This is a genomic window from Paraburkholderia sp. CI2 (assembly GCF_014201055.1).
Taxonomy (GTDB): domain Bacteria; phylum Pseudomonadota; class Gammaproteobacteria; order Burkholderiales; family Burkholderiaceae; genus Paraburkholderia; species Paraburkholderia tuberum.
Genome location: NZ_JACHDL010000008.1, coordinates 229,006 through 244,245, shown reverse-complemented (window position 1 = coordinate 244,245; position 15,240 = coordinate 229,006). Strand labels below are relative to the sequence as shown.

Here is a 15,240-nt window from a genome sequence, read left to right as displayed (position 1 = left end):
CGTTCCAGTTACCGCAGGAATGTTCAAGCGACCGAAAAAACCTGCAGGTACGATGATTTCGTCCAAATCCCACGTGTCCGAGCCCATGATCACCGAGCCACAAGCCCTGTTCCGCTTTGGGTCTCTTACCGTTGCGCCGTCGCGTCGGGTATTGTCCTGCGACGGCAGGCCAGTGATTATCGGTAGTCGTGCGCTGGAAATCCTGATTGTCCTGCTCGAGCGCGCGGGTGAACTAGTCGACAAACGTACGTTGATGAAGCGCGGCTGGCCCAGCACCGTTGTTGAGGAGAGCAATCTGCGTACGCAGATTGCCGCGCTGCGGCGCGTCATCGATTCCGTAAGTCAGGACATCGGCGTTACTGGCGAGTTGATCGCCACTGTGCCAGGACGCGGATATCGGTTTTGCGGTTCAGTGGCAATCGTCCCAGAATCGCGACCCATTCGCTTTAACCAGCGGGCCGGCATTCCACGACGCCTTAATCGGGTGATCGGTCGCGACGACGCCATTCGCGATATAAGCGAACGGCTTCACACTTGCCGCTTCGTCACAGTCACCGGGCATGGCGGGGTCGGCAAATCGACGGTCGCTCTGGAGGTCGCGGAATATGCAGAGCACACCTATTGTGAGGGAACGCTCTACCTCGACCTTTCGTCGGCAAGCACACCGGAAGACGTCTCCACTTCGCTCACCCAGGCGGCTGGTCTCGCTTCCACCACGGGTGACCAACTTTCTGGAACGATCGCCGCCATTTGCAGCCAGGAAGTGCTTGTTGTTTTGGACGGTTGCGACCACGTCGCTCACAGTGTGGCGCTCCTCGCCGAAGCGATTCTGCAAACCTATCCTAAAGCGCGGGTACTCGCCACAAGCCGAGAAACCCTACGTGCCCAAGGAGAACACGTCTGTCGACTCCTTCCGCTGACTGCCCCACCCATTCACGTGGAACCAATCTCGGCCAGGAATGCGAGCCGTTACCCCGCAGTAGAGCTGTTTGTCGAAAGGCTGACCTCGAACATGCACGACTACGCACTGACCGACGACGACGCGCCGATGGTTTCTACCATCTGTCGACGCCTTGACGGTATTCCGCTCGCGCTGGAATTTGCCGCGGGTCGCGTCGATGTCTTCGGCATTCCGGGCACATTAGCGCTCCTCGACGACCGTTGCACGTTGATGTCGCTGGGCAGACCTCACGGCCTTGAGCGTCATCGAACGCTCGACGCTTTGCTCGGCTGGAGCTACGACGCCCTCACACATCAGGAACAGCTTGCGTTGCGCCGGCTTGGCATCTTTGACGCCCCTTTTCTGCTCAACGCCGCGTCCTTCGTCATAGCCGATGCATCGATCGCGGCTGACGACGCCTATCTCATCGTTGCGGCGCTGGTTGAAAAGTCACTTGTGACTGCCGAGATCATGGGCCCAAAACTCACTTACCGTTTGCTTGATGTGACGCGCGCTTACGCGCGGGCACGGCTCGTAGAAACCAGCGAGCTGGACTCCACCAAAGCCAGACTCGAAGTCTGGCTGAGCAGGCATGGACAGGAGCAGGGAGCCGCCGTTCCGGCGCAGGAGGATACCCGTTGCGCAATGCGCCGGTGCACGGGAGCGGGCGTTTCTGCGCTTCAAAGTCCACCGGCCGGATGATCAGCTACTCTAACCGATCGGAGATTGCCAAAGCAGCTGAAGCCTTGCCTACTTCGACATCGACCGCTCGCACGACGTGAACCTTGTTTTTACAGGCAGTCACTTCGGCGAGAATTGAAATCGCGATCTCCGCCGGCGTGCGGCTGCCGATATAGAGTCCGACGGGGCCATGCAATGCACGCATTTCCTCGGTCGAAACGCCGAACAGTGCGAGCCGCTCGCGACGCGCCGTGTTATTACGCCGAGAGCCTATCGCGCCAATATAAAAGGCAGGGGTCTTAAGGGCCTCCATCAGTGCGAGATCATCGAGTTTTGGGTCGTGAGTCAGTGCGATGATCGCCGTCCGCGAGTCCGGACGCATCCCCGTCACCGTGTCGTCGGGCATGGTGCGCACTACGCGCGTGTCGGGCACGTTCCACTCGTCGGTGTATTCGGTCCGCGGGTCGCAGATCGTGACGTCATAGCCCAGACCGACCGCAATCGTTGCGATGTAGCGCGAAAGGTCGCCCGCACCAATCAACAACATCCTATAGCGAGGGCCGTGCACGGTGCAGAGCGTTTGTCCGTCGAACCGCAATCCCTCATCGCTGTCCACTGCAAGGATCTCAACTTCGCCCGTTGCCATGTCGAGCCGACGTGAAAAAAGCCGCCCCTCCTGCATGGCGTCAACGAAACCAGCTACGACATCCGCGGTGAGAAGTGGCTCAAGCACAAGCCGAACGGTACCGCCGCAAGGTAGCCCGAAACGGTGTGCTTCGTCGGCGCTTATACCGTACGAGAGCAGTTGCGGGCGTACTTCACGTATGCCTTCCCGCCTTACGCGCTCGATCAGATCATCTTCGATGCAGCCACCCGAGACAGACCCGGCTGCCCTGCCGTCGTCCCGGATCGCGAGCATCGATCCTTCCGGGCGCGGCGACGAACCCCATGTCGAGACCACCGTGACGAGCAGTACACGATTCCCGCTTTCAAGCCAGCGCAAGGCATTTGACAGCACCTCTCTGTCCATACTGTCCATCGGCGTTCTCGTTCAAACAGCCGGCGCATCACCCGGTGATGCGTGATGTCCGCAACCGGGGTGATGAACGTGCGTCGCGCTGTCGTCCCACTGCGAGCCGAGGATAATCTTGCAGAAATTGAGCCGCTTGTAGCTCGGATCGCGCAACTCCAGCACATCGGCCTTGACGTTGCCGAACGTGGTGTCAGGTTTCGCGATGGTGCCCTGCGCGAACGCGTCGATAATGCCGTTCTTGAAGTCGTGCTCGCGCGGGTGCGCAGCGACTACAGTCACACGATCCTGTTCCGCGAATTCTGAGTACCCAAGGCCCAACACATCCATTTCGACGCCCGCGGTAACCAGCGCCACCACAGGTTTCAAATGCCCCGGCACGCCCGGCGTCGTGTGTAAAGCGATCGAAAGCCAGACCTGCTCGATGTCGTATTCGCTGGCTCCGTACTGCCGCAGGAAACCCCCCGCGGCATTCGCACCGTCCACTTCGAAACGATCGTTCTTGCTGCTGTAAGCCGGCATCAATCCCATGTCATGGAACATCGCGCCGATGTATAGCAGTTCGGCATCGTAAGCGAGCCCTTTGCGATTTCCGGCCAGTGAGCCCCACAGGAATACACGCCGTGAATGGTTGTACAACAGGTCAGTCTCCGTGTCGCGTACCATTTCGGTCGCCGCGCGCGCCATCTGGCTGTCCGGAATCGCAATGCCGGCAATGGTCGTGGTCATGAGTTTCTCCAGGTAGGTACTTGGCTTAGAAGCCGACGTGAGCGTGCGGAATGTAGGAACGTTCGAGTAGCGCAATCTCCTCGTCGCTCAGATCGAGCGAAAGGGCGGCAACAGCATCCTCGAGATGGAGAGGCTTCGACGCCCCGACGATTGGTACGGTCACCTCACGCTTTTGAGCGACCCACGCCAGTGCGACCTGTGCACGCGGAACACCGCGTTCGCGCGCCACCATGGCGACCGCTTCAATGACACGTCTATCGGCGTCGACTGTCTGACCGTAAAGGGACGCACCGATGTCATCGGGTCTCTCCCGGTCGGTCAGTTCGGTCCAGTCCCGCGTCAGACGGCCACGAGCAAGCGGGCTCCACGGCATCACGGCCAGCCCCTGGTCAGCGCACAAAGGGAGCACCTCGCGCTCCTCCTCGCGGTTTAGCAGATTGAGATGGTCCTGCATGCTGACGAATTCGGTCCAGCCATGCAGCCTTGACGTGTACAGTGCTTTCGACAATTGCCAGGCAAACATCGACGACGCACCGATGTAGCGCGCCTTCCCGGTTTTCACCACATCGTGGAGCGCTTCGAGCGTCTCTTCGATCGGCGTTGTGGCATCCCAACGATGGATCTGATAGACGTCGACGTAGTCTGTGCCGAGCCTGCGTAAGCTGTTGTCGATCTCGGAGAAGATAGCCTTGCGTGACAGTCCCGCGCCATTCGGTCCCGGACGCATCCGGTTGTTCACTTTGGTGGCAATAACCACTTCGTCGCGCGTCGCAAACTCCTTGAGCGCACGGCCGACAATTTCTTCCGACGTGCCATCCGAATAGACATTTGCCGTATCGAAGAAATTGATGCCCATATCGAGCGCCTGACGGATAAGCGGGCGACTGGTTGCCTCGTCGAGGGTCCACACGTGGTTGCCGCGCTCGGCAACACCATAGGTCATGCATCCAAGGCATAGGCGTGACACTTCCAGCCCCGTCCTGCCGAATTTCACATAGTCCATTTCGTATCTTCATTAATGCCGGGTTTCACTTTGCGAGCGTGTATCGTCAGATCGCTGAAGCACATTCTGGACGACACACCCTCTTCCACACAGTGAATCCTCGTGAAATGCGGTGAGTCCCAGCGCGGCGGATAGGTTCACAGGCGGCCTGAAAGTCGAAGCGCGTCGTTCGATGTGACGTCTTTTTACAAGGATTTACTAGAAACGCGTCTAGCGGTCGACCAGACTTGCCCTGACTGCGCGATTAAGCAAATACGAGCACATCAAGTAGAGGTCGCAATGGACTATGACTCAGCGATGAACCGCACGGCACCGTCGAATCCTGACGATGCGTACCTGCACGACCTCAGCAGCGCCACGCCGAGTTCGCGACGCACAGCCAATCCCGCATTGGCCTATCTGGCAGCAGCAATCTCCCTGTGGTGTCTGATCGAATTTCGTTGGGAGGCGCGATGGGAATTCGGGCAGAGCGATCACGGAGTGCGGATTGCCGCGCTTGTGGTGTCGAAAGCCATCGTAATTGGTCTCGGACTAGGCGTGCTGGCCGGACGCCCGGCAATGCGCATGGCATTTCTATTCCTGTGCGTCATCAGCGTGGCTTGTCTCGTCTGGAGCCTGCCCCATGTTTACCACGTATCGCGACCGTTTTTCCTGCTGTCACTGGTCGAGTGTGCGTTTAAGACGGGTTTCGTCGTCGCCTTTGCGCTCGACGTTACCGATGCTCAGTAAGGAGTTGCCGTGAGCCCAATCGAAGCGATGCGCGTCTTCTCCACGGTGGTCGAGCGCGGGTCGCTTAGCGCAGCCGCCCGATCATTGCACATGTCAACAGCGCACGTCTCCCGTGCGGTCCAAATGCTCGAACGCCGTATCGACGCGCCTTTGCTGGAGCGCGCCGGTCGCCGAACCCGGATCTCCGAGTTCGGTCGGGCGTACGCGCATGGTGTGACGCCGATGCTCGCTTCGCTGGATGAATCGGCAGTCAGGCTCGCGCACGCCAGGCTTGCAGAGGGCGGCAGGCTTCGCATCGGCGTCTCAGCGGCACTGGCATCTACAGTGCTGCTGCCGGTGCTGGCCGATTTCCGGACGAGATTCCCTGCAATCGAACTCACGCTGACCGACGCGCCGGAACGCGCACTGCTGGACGGTTCCGCTGACTGTGTCTTGACCTACGACGCACCCTCCGAAAACTCCCTGGTCAGCCGTTCGCTGGGGAAAGTGCCGCTGGCGTGCTGTGCCAGCCCGAAGTACATCGGCCACGCGGGTCTGCCGGGCCATCCTGCGGAGATTGCGGTTCGACATAGCGTGGCGCTTCGAATGACCGGCACGCCGCGCCGCCCACAGTCGCTGACGTTCCAGCGCAACGGCGAGTGTCTGAATCTTTGCGGCGCGACCAATGTGGCCATGGACGATGACGCAACGCGAATCGCGGCGGCGGTCGCGGGCGTAGGCGTGATACAGGCGCCCTATGTATTGCTACGCCAACAGCTAGCCACCGGCGCACTCCTGCCCTTGCTTGACAACTGGTGGCCATCGATCAGTGTGCAGTTGTTGTACCAACCCGATCGTCACATGTCGCGACGACTGCGCGCGTGGATCGACTGGTCGATACTGGTCGTGGGCGCTGCGCTAGAAGCACCGCGACCGCAAGTCGGCCCGGCCGCCATAGGGACCATTTTCGACGCGCCCGACTAGCGCCACTTATTAGGAGCGCATTGAAAACGAATTGGCTAGATGCGCCCGCAGCATCCTATATTGCCTGGTTTTACGGCACTGGCCGCCACTCAAACTTCATCCTATCTTCAGAATGGACCAGCTAACAGCAATGAGGGTCTTCGTCCGTGTGGTCGAGGCCGGCAGCTTGACCCGTGCGGCGGAGTCTCTCGGCATGCCCACAGGTTCCGTTTCACGCACGCTTCAGCAACTCGAAACCGCCCTTGGCGGGCGTCTGATCAACCGTACCACCCGCTCAAATAGTCTGACCGACGATGGCTCCGCGTACTACAACAGGTCGCTCGGCGTACTGGCAGAAATCGACGAAATGGCCACCCTGATCTCGCAGGCAACACAACGCCCGAAAGGCAAGATGAAGGTAAACATGCCATCCATGATGGCCAATAGCCTGCTCATCCCAGCGCTGCCGCAGTTCTTCGAGAAGTATCCCGACATCGAAGTCGAAATGGGACTCACGGACCGCCCTGTCGATCTGGTTGAGGAGGGTGTGCATTGCGTGATCCGGGTTGGCGAGCTCGGCGACTCCGGCCTGATCGCGCGCCGCATCGGCAACGTGGCGCGGCTGACCTGCGCGTCGCCAGCGTATCTGAAGCGCTGCGGAGAACCAAAAACGCTTGACGATCTGTCTCAGCACGTTGGAATCAACTACTTCTCAAGCAGCACGCAGCGGGTGCGCGGTTGGGACCTCGAGGTAGACGGCAATCTTCACACGGTTACGATGAAAAGCCAGATCACTGTCAACGACGCGACGTCCTATGTCAATTGTTGCCTCGCCGGCCTTGGAATCGTGAACGCCTCGCGGTATGCACTCGATCCGTACCTCACTCGCGGTGAGCTCCGCGAAATACTCACTGACTACCCGAGTGCGTCAATGCCGGTTTCAGTGCTTTACTCGCCGAACCGACACCTGCCGCTGAAAGTCCGGGTATTTATCGAGTGGGTTGCGGAGCTATTTCAGCAGGGACCGGCTCTGCAAGCCGGAAGGCTTGCGAATTGAAGCCTGACTGCGAAACGCTACCTTCGGCTGGTTTATACAAGATCGTTTCCTGGATGCTGGCTCCGTGCCCTCCGTACAACTGCGCCCTTTCAGCTTGCTCGAATAGTGCGAAAGGGCTACTGCTGGCCTTCGACGCCCGCTCAGGGTTTCCGCACAGTGGTAAGCATGCGCGGCATCAGCATGTGCAGCTCACCGTGCTTCACATGCAGCACCGGTTCTCCGGATTCCTCCTTCTGGATCAATACATACGCCTCGGGCGACTACGCCTTCAAGATCTCAGCGACGCGCACACCATCGCGCATGAGAGCGTCGAACGGCGCCTCCGGCACACAGATGCATACAGTTGGACTAGTGACTGGATGCGTGCCTCGACAAAGCCCGCATCGAGCTACGCACGCTCACGTTCGTTTGGGCCGTTAAAGCGCTCGAGCATTCCCCCTGTCGTGTCGGCTGCACAACACTACTACACATGTCTGCTGCGCTTAGCCGCTTCAACTTCATTAGCAACGTTTATCGTCAACCCGACCCGAACGAATTGGCCCGCCAGGACCGCATTCCTTATAGTTCATCTCACGGACAGCACAACGTTGTCCTCATCAACCAAGGAGCTGAACATGAAGAACGCTATTGCCACTCTCGCTTTCGCCATCGGTGCGGTCGCAGCATCTTCCGCGTTTGCCGACGAATCGCTCACGGTTTCGCGCGCAGAAGTACGCGCTGAACTGGCGCAAGCTCGCGCCGCAGGTTCTTTCAACACGGCGGACGCGCAGTACCCCGCAGGTTTCGTAAACGCACCTGCCGCTACGCCGCGTGCTAGGGAAAAAGCACCCAGCGAGCATCGCACATTCGCCGAACGCGTTCATGCGCTGAAGGCCAAACTTGCCCGCCCCGCCACTGGCCGAAGCATCGGCAACAACAGCGATCTCTATCTGCACAGCTGATTGCGATCATCGACACAGGCACGCGAGCCGATAATCTTCTCATCGAACGCGTGCCACCTCCGTCCGAAAAGGTCTCACCATGAAAGCGATAATCGAACGTCAATTGCAGCGACCGGAGTTCTTTGTTCCGCTCGCATCGCTGAGCTGGCTGATGATTTCTTCGGACTTCAATCTCGGCAAGATCGCACTGGTCCTCGCCTTCCGCGGCGGCAGGAATCTGCTTCACGTCCTGACCCGGTAACGCGCGCTGCTTCAATATCTAGAGCGCGCGAATGCGCTCAACGGCGGGATCGACACTACGCGCCTTACACAATGCCCGCACCATCGGTCTTCAGCCAACTCATCCAACGCGGAATTCGCATGAGCCGCTTCCCGCGCCTCGCGATATGTCACCACATGTTCAATGAGAAGGACGGATCGCGACGCCGTTCCACACGTCAGCGAAGTGGTGATCAGCGCGCCGAACCTTCGATATACAATTCGACGCGCTAGCACCGACCAAGCCTGGACTTCCCGCGCCACTCAAGGCAACTGGGCGGTAGGCCGAACAATGATTTCGTTGACATCGACTTCGGCCGGCTCGCTGATCGCGAAAGCCACAGCGCGCGCTATCGATGCAGCTGGAATCGCCATCTTGCGATAATCGTTCATCTGCTTACGTAACTGATCGTCCGAGATGGTCTCGGCAAGTTCAGACTCGACGGCGCCTGGCGACACGATCGTGACACGAATCTTTTCACCGACTTCCTGGCGCAGCCCCTCAGATATCGCCCGTACCGCGAACTTGGTGCCCGAATAGACCGATACGTTGGGGCGAACGTTATGTCCCGCCACTGATGCCAGATTGATGAAGTGGCCACTGCCCTGTTTCTGGAAGACGGGCAGCGCGTCAGCGATTCCGTACAGCACGCCCTTGATATTCACATCGATCATCCGCTCCCACTCGTCGACCTTCAACTGGTCGAGACGAGATAACGGCATCAATCCTGCGTTGTTAAGCAGCACGTCCAGCCGGCCGAATTGACGTTGGGCGAAAGAAATGAACGAGGCGACGCTGTCGCGATCGGTCACATCGAGCGCTTGATAGACAGCTTCGCCGCCCTCGGCGCGGATCTGCCCCGCGAGGGCGTCAAGCCGCTCGGTGCGGCGCGCGCCGAGCACCACCTTGGCGCCCAGCGCCGCCAGATGCCGTGCAATCGCTTCGCCGATCCCGCTGCTCGCACCGGTGATCGCAACAACCTTGTCCTGAATATTAGGCATGACGTTCTCCGAAAGAAGGAGACTTGATTGTGGTCCGAGCTCGGCCTGGCGGCCAATTCGAAGGGAAACGCAATGTGATAAGCGCTGGTTATGGCGCGATCTCGCCGTTCTAATTGGGAAGCGCCGGGGGCGACGTCGATAATCAGTTCACTCGCTACGAAATGGATGACCGTCATGGCAAAGCTTCTCAAGATCGATTTTGTTTCAGACGTTGCGTGCCCGTGGTGCGCCATCGGTCTGACCGCACTCGAACAGGCAATTGAGCGTGTGGGCGACGAAGTCGAAGTCGACCTGGTATTCCGCCCATTCCAACTGAATCCCTACATGTGGCCTGAAGGCCAACCGGTGAAGGACTACATGGTCGGCAAGTACGGCAGCACAGATGAACAGATCCGCCAGAATCACGCGATGATCACGGCCCGAGCGAACGCAGCGGGCTTCGCCATTCGCATGGACCTGCGCACACACGTGTACAACACCTTCGACGCACACCGCCTGCTGCATTGGGCGAAACTTGAAGGTCATCAGCGCGCCGTGAAAAAAGCCCTGTTTCAAGCGTATTTCGTGGAAGGTAAAAATTCTAGCGATCACGATGTACTGGTCGAAGCGGCCGGACGCGCCGGCCTCGACATTGCCCGCGCCCGCGAGATGCTGAGCAGCGGCGAATATGCGGCCGACGTGCGAGGACTGGAAGAGCGGTATGTGAATATGGGTATCCGGTCTGTGCCGTCAATCATTTTCAACGAGCAACACCTTGTATCGGGTGGGCAACCCGTTGACGTGTTCGAGCAGGCGATCCGTCAAACCCTCGCAAAGGAGTGACACGTCATGAACACCGTCTCTGACCCGCAACGCCAGGAGGTCGCAGAAGACCTCGGCGAACCGATGTCTTCTGACAGCCGCAAGGCAATGGGTGCCGTTCTGCTCGCTGTCGCGCTCGCGAGTCTCGACACGGCTATCGCGAACACGGCACTGCCGCAGATCGCCGCGGACCTGCACACCACGCCCTCAGCCTCGGTGTGGATCATCAATGCCTATCAACTTTCGATGGTGGCGACTCTGCTGCCGTTTGCATCGTTAGGCGAGCGCGTCGGCCACAAGCGCGTGTTCATCGGTGGGGTGTCAATCTTTTTGATCGCGTCGCTGCTATGCGCGCTCGCGCCGTCACTGAATGCGTTAACAGCGGCGCGCGTGCTGCAAGGCGTCGGTGCCGCCGCCGTGATGAGTGTGAACGTCGCGCTGATCCGTTTTCTTTATCCCGCCCATCGGTTGGGCCGCGGTGTCGGGCTCAACGCGCTGGTAGTGGGTGTGTCCTTCGCAGTGGGTCCAACCGTGGCGTCGCTGCTACTAGCAATCGCATCGTGGCCCTGGCTGTTCGCGATCAATATTCCACTCGGGCTGCTCGCGCTCGCCTTCGGCTTGCCGAACCTCCCCGCTACGCCAAAGCGTGACGCGCTCTTCGACCCGCTCGCCGCATTGCTCAACGCAGTGGCCTTTGCGGCATTGATCTTCGCGCTGGGCCACGCGGCGCAGCGGGCGAGCTGGCAAACCGTCGTCATATCGCTCGGCGTAACGCTCGCCGGTGGTGTCCTGCTGATTCGCCGCGAGGCTGGGCATCGGGCGCCGATGCTGCCGATCGACCTGTTTCGCCGGCCGATGTTCGCGCTTTCGACACTCACCGCGATCAGCGCTTTTGCCGCGCAGGGTCTGGCATTCGTGTCATTGCCGTTCTTCTTCGAGAATGTGCTTTCACGCAGCCAGGTCGAAACAGGATTCCTGATGACGCCATGGCCAGTGATGGTGGCAGCAATCGCACCGATTGCCGGGCGCCTGTCGGACCGCTATTCGCCGGGTGCGCTTGGCGGCATCGGGCTCGGCCTGCTGTGTATCGGCATGACATTGTTGGCGTTGATGCCGACCCATCCGGGCGTGCTCGACATCTCCCTTCGGATGGCGCTCTGCGGCCTTGGCTTTGGATTTTTCCAGTCGCCTAATCTGAAAGCGTTTATGGCAAGCGCGCCGCCTGAGCGTAGTGGCGGTGCGAGCGGTGTGATCGGCACCGCACGCTTACTGGGTCAGGCGACCGGCGCCGCTCTGGTTGCCTTGAGTTTCGGCATTGCTGGACATCACGGACCGGTCCTGGCGCTTGCGTGGGGAGCCGGCTTCGCTGCGGTAGGCTGCGTGGCTAGCGCGCTTCGGGTGATGGGCGGCAAGGTGAGCATCAAACATTAGATGCCAACATCAGATAAAGCGGCAGTTCGGCGGACGCTGAGCGGCCGCCTTCCGCGCCGTGAAGCGAAACGATGATCCTACAGATATCGACTATTTAGCGGCTGGCCTCTTCAATGACCGCTGCGACTGCATCTGGCTTCGCGAGCATCGCGACGTGGCTGCTGTCGACCTCGGTGACGTGAGCACCGATGGTTTGCGCCATTGCCCGTTCGAACGTTGCCGGAATCATGCGGTCGTTGCGCGCTACCACCGCCCACGACGGCCGGGTCTTCCATGCTGCTGTCGTGACCTTGTCCTGCAAGCAGTGACTCTGCCATGAGCCCTGCGTCGCGGCGAGCGTTCGCGCGATAGCCGGCGAAAGATCCTGAGCAAAGTACGTTGCCACGGCGGCAGGCGTCAAGGTAAGGAAACCGCCCTCGTCGGGCACGAGACTCTTCGCATATGGCGGCGGCGGAGCGTCTTTGGTCATGTCGGCGATGGACTCACCTTCAGCGGGAGCGAAGGCTGCTACATAGACCAGTGACTTTACCTTGTCGTTGTTGCCCGCCTCCGTGATGACGACACCGGCCCACGAATGGCCGACAAGGACGACTTGACCGGGCTGCGCATCAATGACGCGTTTCGTCGCAGCAACGTCCTCGGCGAGCGACGACAACGGATTCTGCACCGCGACCACTGTGTAGCCTTTTTGCTGCAGGATCGGGACGATCTTGTCCCAACTGGAGCCATCCGCGAACGCTCCATGCACGAGTACGATCGACGGCTTTGCAGACATTGCCTCGGCAACGGAGTCGCCGGATCCTGCGGCGCGCGCAGGCGAAATCTGAAGAAAAAACGGCAGCAACGCGGCTGCGACACACGTGGCCGATTTGCGCAAGAAAAGAGAATTCATGGATGTGCCCCACATAGTTATAAAAAATGCTGCACGACCGGTTCATCTCGAAGGAATGGTCTCACGACACGATCGACGGGAAGCCGGGCAGCACGGCCCATTGTGGTGACACACGATTCGAGCCGCGAATGAATTGCTGTGAATTTGTGTGGGGAGACCGAATGCGTTCAGGAAGACGCACTCACCGTCGAGTCCGCAATAATCGAGCGATAGCGGAGTTCGACGGAGTTGAGCTTCGTCGACGAGCGGCGCGTGTGGGCAAGCCATTCCCCGAGCGCCGTCGAGAACGCACGGATGAGCGCCTCCGGTTCGAGCCATACCCGGTCTTCGTCGCGGTTCTGGTACTGGCGATAACCTTGCAACGCAGATGGAAGGATCAAGCGGATTCGGCCGCCGTTGGCAGGAAGCGCCGCGAATCCAGGTCGCAGCGAGTCACGCAGTACAACCAGATCGTTGGCACTCACGTATAGCGACGCAAGATCGACGTACACCGTCAACCAACCGCTGACTGCGTCGGCGTCTGGATACACATCGTCATCGTCCCCGTCCAGGTAAATCACCGCGTCGACCATCTGGAATAGCAACCTGAGGCTCGCGACATACTGCCGGTTGTTGAACAGCAACCTTATCGGAACCAGGAAGTCGTCGTGAATCTGTCGGGACAGCATAGAAGGCGAATTACCGGTAACTGGCGTGGGAGAGGGTATGGCGTCCGTCATAAATGGCAAGGCTGTCAGCGGGAGTACTTTCCTGTATTGAGCCAGAACCAAAGGCGTGGCGCGGTGCAATTTCGTGAATTTCCGTGAAGTGTCCGATGTCGGGGAGTCGCTGCTTCCCTGGCTTTGGCACTCGTCGCGATGACCCAGGCATGCGCGAGACGAAGTTTCCTGACCATTTTCACGCAACACCTGCGTGCAGTGAAAGTGAACACACTTCAACATCAACGCCTCTCCGCACTTCGCCACGAATCCTCACCACCAACAATCTTGATGATCCGCGCCGTGCATCATTCAAACGTAGTACCCGCCCAGAGCGACGACAGTTACGCTGCACATGTGTTTAGTCAAGTGCCCCCGCCACCGCCTAAACAGGCTGCGTATCCACATTCATAAATTTCACGACAACCTTTGCCAGCTTGGTCTTCGTCGGGAAATTTCACAGTTTTCACAACGTTTTTGAAATTTCATTTGACGTGCAGTCCTGCTGCACATATATTTCGGCTCACTGCACACAGCATAGTAGTGAGGGCAGATCGAGTGTCCATCGATCGATCGGCTTTGCGTCCCGAAATGCTAGTCCAGCCAAGCAAGTGGCTCGAGCAAGTTGTCGGATTTGTGCAGTAGCAGTGCATCTTCCGTACAGCCACACCGATTGGAGAACTTGAATGCAATCTGGAACCGCCTTGGATTCTGAACGCCTGAAAGCTTGCGTCCGCGCCAACAGCGATGATGCCGCAGTGTGGCGCTGGTACTCCGACATGATGGAAGACCGCCGCATCGAGTGCCTCTGCGTCAACGGCAATTGGGCGGTCAAGCTCGACGGCCGCGAGATTGCCGCCGACCGCTCGTTCGATCGGGCGGCAAGACTGTCCTACGCGACATCACGCGCACTGATCGCGATCGCTGCAAACGGCTGATAGACGGCCATCCAATTACCGACGTCGGCGTAAAACGCGCGCGTCCAAAGAATAAGGAGTCACCCGTGGATCTATTGCATGCGATCAAGGTGTTCGGCAAGGTGGTCGAGGAAGCGTCGTTTTCAAAGGCTGCCGGTGCGCTAGAGCTCTCCACGTCGAGCGTGACGAAGACCATTCAGAATCTCGAGGATCATCTGCGGATGCGGCTGATTCTGCGGACGACGCGCAAGGTCGCCGTGACCCCGGAGGGCCGCGAGTACTACGCTCAAGCGACCCGGATCGTACAGGATCTGTATGAGGTGGAGCGCTCGTTGAAGGGCGAACGCAATGTCCCCGCCGGACGCTTGCAGATCGGCGTCGCGCCGGTCGTCGCACGTCTTTTGCTCGTGCCGGCGCTGTCCAGTTTTCAATCACTTTTCCCCGACATCCAACTCGAGATGAGCATCGGAGAACGCCCATTCGACGTCGAAAACGGGGAGGTGCAGTGCGCAGTCACGTCCGTAGCACCAACCAGCAGCGAAGTGGCCGTGGATCAGATCGGCGAACTCGCGCTGGTCACATGCGCGGCTCCTCAATACATTGACCACTTCGGCATGCCACACAAGCCGTCGGATTTGCGTGACGGACATATCGTCGTCCGCTGCGCCCCGCATGAGCGCCTCGAAGGCCAAGGGCTGCTGCTCGACCAAGACGGTGAATCGGTCCGAGTACCGTGCGATTGTCGTCTGATGGTCAGCGACAGCGATGTCCAGCTAGCTGCTGGCCTGGCCGGCCTTGGCATCGTGCAATTGCACGAGGTGGCCGCACGCGACCATTTCGCCGCTGGAGGCCTCGTACCGCTTCTCGACGCCTGGCGCCCGGCGCCCCAACCGCTATACCTGGTCTCGACGGCAGCGCAACAGGCCAGTCCACGGGTGCGGGCGTTCAATAGATGGGTAACCGAGCTTGTGCGAGACCCGCTGGCGTTCGGCCGTATCTCCGCCGGGCCGGCGCCGCGCAAACTGCGCAGCGAGTTCGGCAATAACGCGCCGCGCTCCCTCGAACAGGTGTGGGCAGGCATGTCCACATCGTTAATGGAACGCAGCGCATTGGGCCAAGCCAGCGCGGCGTAACTACTCCGGCTCGGGGATGTTCGCGGAGCGCGAGGTTGAACCAGAACTACTACTCA

Annotated in this window: 16 protein-coding genes; 10 read left to right on the top strand and 6 right to left on the bottom strand. The window is 59.6% G+C overall.

What is annotated here, in order from left to right:
- Positions 1–52: 52 nt before the first annotated feature.
- A complete protein-coding gene (locus HDG32_RS14390; RefSeq protein ID WP_184067949.1) occupies positions 53–1,642 on the top strand; it encodes a winged helix-turn-helix domain-containing protein in 1,590 nt (529 codons plus the stop codon).
- 4 nt (positions 1,643–1,646) lie between these two features.
- Here HDG32_RS14390 and HDG32_RS14385 read toward each other — a convergent pair whose 3' ends face one another.
- The 3 genes from HDG32_RS14385 to HDG32_RS14375 are packed head-to-tail and all read right to left on the bottom strand — an operon-like array spanning position 1,647 to position 4,383.
- On the bottom strand, positions 1,647–2,660 hold the full coding sequence (locus HDG32_RS14385; RefSeq protein ID WP_184067946.1) for an XdhC family protein: 1,014 nt from the start codon (positions 2,658–2,660) through the stop codon (positions 1,647–1,649).
- Positions 2,661–2,672: 12 nt separating this feature from the next.
- Positions 2,673–3,380, bottom strand: coding sequence for an HD domain-containing protein (locus tag HDG32_RS14380; protein ID WP_184067943.1), 708 nt, complete (start codon positions 3,378–3,380; stop codon positions 2,673–2,675).
- Between the two features lie 25 nt (positions 3,381–3,405).
- On the bottom strand, positions 3,406–4,383 hold the full coding sequence (locus tag HDG32_RS14375; protein ID WP_184067941.1) for an aldo/keto reductase: 978 nt from the start codon (positions 4,381–4,383) through the stop codon (positions 3,406–3,408).
- Between the two features lie 279 nt (positions 4,384–4,662).
- Here HDG32_RS14375 and HDG32_RS14370 point away from each other — a divergent pair, with 279 nt between their 5' ends.
- The 5 genes from HDG32_RS14370 (at position 4,663) to HDG32_RS14350 (ending at position 8,293) form a co-directional block, all read left to right on the top strand.
- The gene (locus tag HDG32_RS14370) at positions 4,663–5,112 is read left to right on the top strand and encodes a hypothetical protein (protein WP_184067938.1); all 450 of its coding nucleotides are present in this window, start codon (positions 4,663–4,665) and stop codon (positions 5,110–5,112) included.
- A gap of 9 nt (positions 5,113–5,121) precedes the next feature.
- On the top strand, positions 5,122–6,075 hold the full coding sequence (locus tag HDG32_RS14365) for a LysR family transcriptional regulator (protein ID WP_184067934.1): 954 nt from the start codon (positions 5,122–5,124) through the stop codon (positions 6,073–6,075).
- A 112-nt stretch (positions 6,076–6,187) separates the two neighbouring features.
- Entirely contained in the window at positions 6,188–7,111 is a 924-nt protein-coding gene (locus HDG32_RS14360; protein WP_184067930.1) for a LysR family transcriptional regulator, read from the top strand.
- Between the two features lie 614 nt (positions 7,112–7,725).
- Positions 7,726–8,052, top strand: coding sequence for a DUF4148 domain-containing protein (locus tag HDG32_RS14355; protein ID WP_184067928.1), 327 nt, complete (start codon positions 7,726–7,728; stop codon positions 8,050–8,052).
- Positions 8,053–8,131: 79 nt separating this feature from the next.
- Positions 8,132–8,293, top strand: coding sequence for a hypothetical protein (locus HDG32_RS14350; protein WP_184067925.1), 162 nt, complete (start codon positions 8,132–8,134; stop codon positions 8,291–8,293).
- A 281-nt stretch (positions 8,294–8,574) separates the two neighbouring features.
- Here HDG32_RS14350 and HDG32_RS14345 read toward each other — a convergent pair whose 3' ends face one another.
- Entirely contained in the window at positions 8,575–9,312 is a 738-nt protein-coding gene (locus HDG32_RS14345) for an SDR family oxidoreductase (RefSeq protein WP_184067923.1), read from the bottom strand.
- A 174-nt stretch (positions 9,313–9,486) separates the two neighbouring features.
- Between HDG32_RS14345 and HDG32_RS14340 the strand changes: the two genes are divergently transcribed.
- Positions 9,487–10,134: a DsbA family oxidoreductase gene (locus HDG32_RS14340; protein ID WP_184067920.1), complete on the top strand. Its 648-nt coding sequence runs from the start codon at positions 9,487–9,489 to the stop codon at positions 10,132–10,134.
- Positions 10,135–10,197: 63 nt separating this feature from the next.
- Entirely contained in the window at positions 10,198–11,544 is a 1,347-nt protein-coding gene (locus tag HDG32_RS14335; RefSeq protein ID WP_184068088.1) for an MFS transporter, read from the top strand.
- Between the two features lie 94 nt (positions 11,545–11,638).
- Here the strand turns inward: HDG32_RS14335 and HDG32_RS14330 are convergent, their stop codons facing one another.
- Positions 11,639–12,319 (bottom strand): alpha/beta fold hydrolase, encoded by a 681-nt coding sequence (locus tag HDG32_RS14330; protein ID WP_260336461.1) that lies wholly within the window; start codon positions 12,317–12,319, stop codon positions 11,639–11,641.
- 284 nt (positions 12,320–12,603) lie between these two features.
- Complete coding sequence (locus HDG32_RS14325; RefSeq protein WP_184067917.1) at positions 12,604–13,059, bottom strand: hypothetical protein; 456 nt, start codon at positions 13,057–13,059, stop codon at positions 12,604–12,606.
- 761 nt (positions 13,060–13,820) lie between these two features.
- On the opposite strand from HDG32_RS14325, the gene HDG32_RS14320 reads away from it, so the two are divergent.
- Together HDG32_RS14320 and HDG32_RS14315 are read left to right on the top strand one after the other, a co-directional pair.
- Positions 13,821–14,072 carry a hypothetical protein gene (locus tag HDG32_RS14320; RefSeq protein ID WP_184067914.1) on the top strand — a complete coding sequence of 84 codons (252 nt, stop codon included), beginning with the start codon at positions 13,821–13,823 and terminating at the stop codon, positions 14,070–14,072.
- 65 nt (positions 14,073–14,137) lie between these two features.
- Positions 14,138–15,184 carry a LysR family transcriptional regulator gene (locus tag HDG32_RS14315; RefSeq protein ID WP_184067912.1) on the top strand — a complete coding sequence of 349 codons (1,047 nt, stop codon included), beginning with the start codon at positions 14,138–14,140 and terminating at the stop codon, positions 15,182–15,184.
- Positions 15,185–15,240: the final 56 nt, after the last annotated feature.

Bases quoted from the DNA above. Each gene is read 5' to 3' on its own strand.
- HDG32_RS14390 (WP_184067949.1), top strand. From the start codon at position 53: ATGATTTCGTCCAAATCCCACGTGTCCGAGCCCATGATCACCGAGCCA.
- HDG32_RS14385 (WP_184067946.1), bottom strand. From the start codon at position 2,660: ATGGACAGTATGGACAGAGAGGTGCTGTCAAATGCCTTGCGCTGGCTT.
- HDG32_RS14380 (WP_184067943.1), bottom strand. From the start codon at position 3,380: ATGACCACGACCATTGCCGGCATTGCGATTCCGGACAGCCAGATGGCG.
- HDG32_RS14375 (WP_184067941.1), bottom strand. From the start codon at position 4,383: ATGGACTATGTGAAATTCGGCAGGACGGGGCTGGAAGTGTCACGCCTA.
- HDG32_RS14370 (WP_184067938.1), top strand. From the start codon at position 4,663: ATGGACTATGACTCAGCGATGAACCGCACGGCACCGTCGAATCCTGAC.
- HDG32_RS14360 (WP_184067930.1), top strand. From the start codon at position 6,188: ATGGACCAGCTAACAGCAATGAGGGTCTTCGTCCGTGTGGTCGAGGCC.
- HDG32_RS14355 (WP_184067928.1), top strand. From the start codon at position 7,726: ATGAAGAACGCTATTGCCACTCTCGCTTTCGCCATCGGTGCGGTCGCA.
- HDG32_RS14350 (WP_184067925.1), top strand. From the start codon at position 8,132: ATGAAAGCGATAATCGAACGTCAATTGCAGCGACCGGAGTTCTTTGTT.
- HDG32_RS14345 (WP_184067923.1), bottom strand. From the start codon at position 9,312: ATGCCTAATATTCAGGACAAGGTTGTTGCGATCACCGGTGCGAGCAGC.
- HDG32_RS14340 (WP_184067920.1), top strand. From the start codon at position 9,487: ATGGCAAAGCTTCTCAAGATCGATTTTGTTTCAGACGTTGCGTGCCCG.
- HDG32_RS14335 (WP_184068088.1), top strand. From the start codon at position 10,198: ATGTCTTCTGACAGCCGCAAGGCAATGGGTGCCGTTCTGCTCGCTGTC.
- HDG32_RS14330 (WP_260336461.1), bottom strand. From the start codon at position 12,319: ATGTCTGCAAAGCCGTCGATCGTACTCGTGCATGGAGCGTTCGCGGAT.
- HDG32_RS14320 (WP_184067914.1), top strand. From the start codon at position 13,821: ATGCAATCTGGAACCGCCTTGGATTCTGAACGCCTGAAAGCTTGCGTC.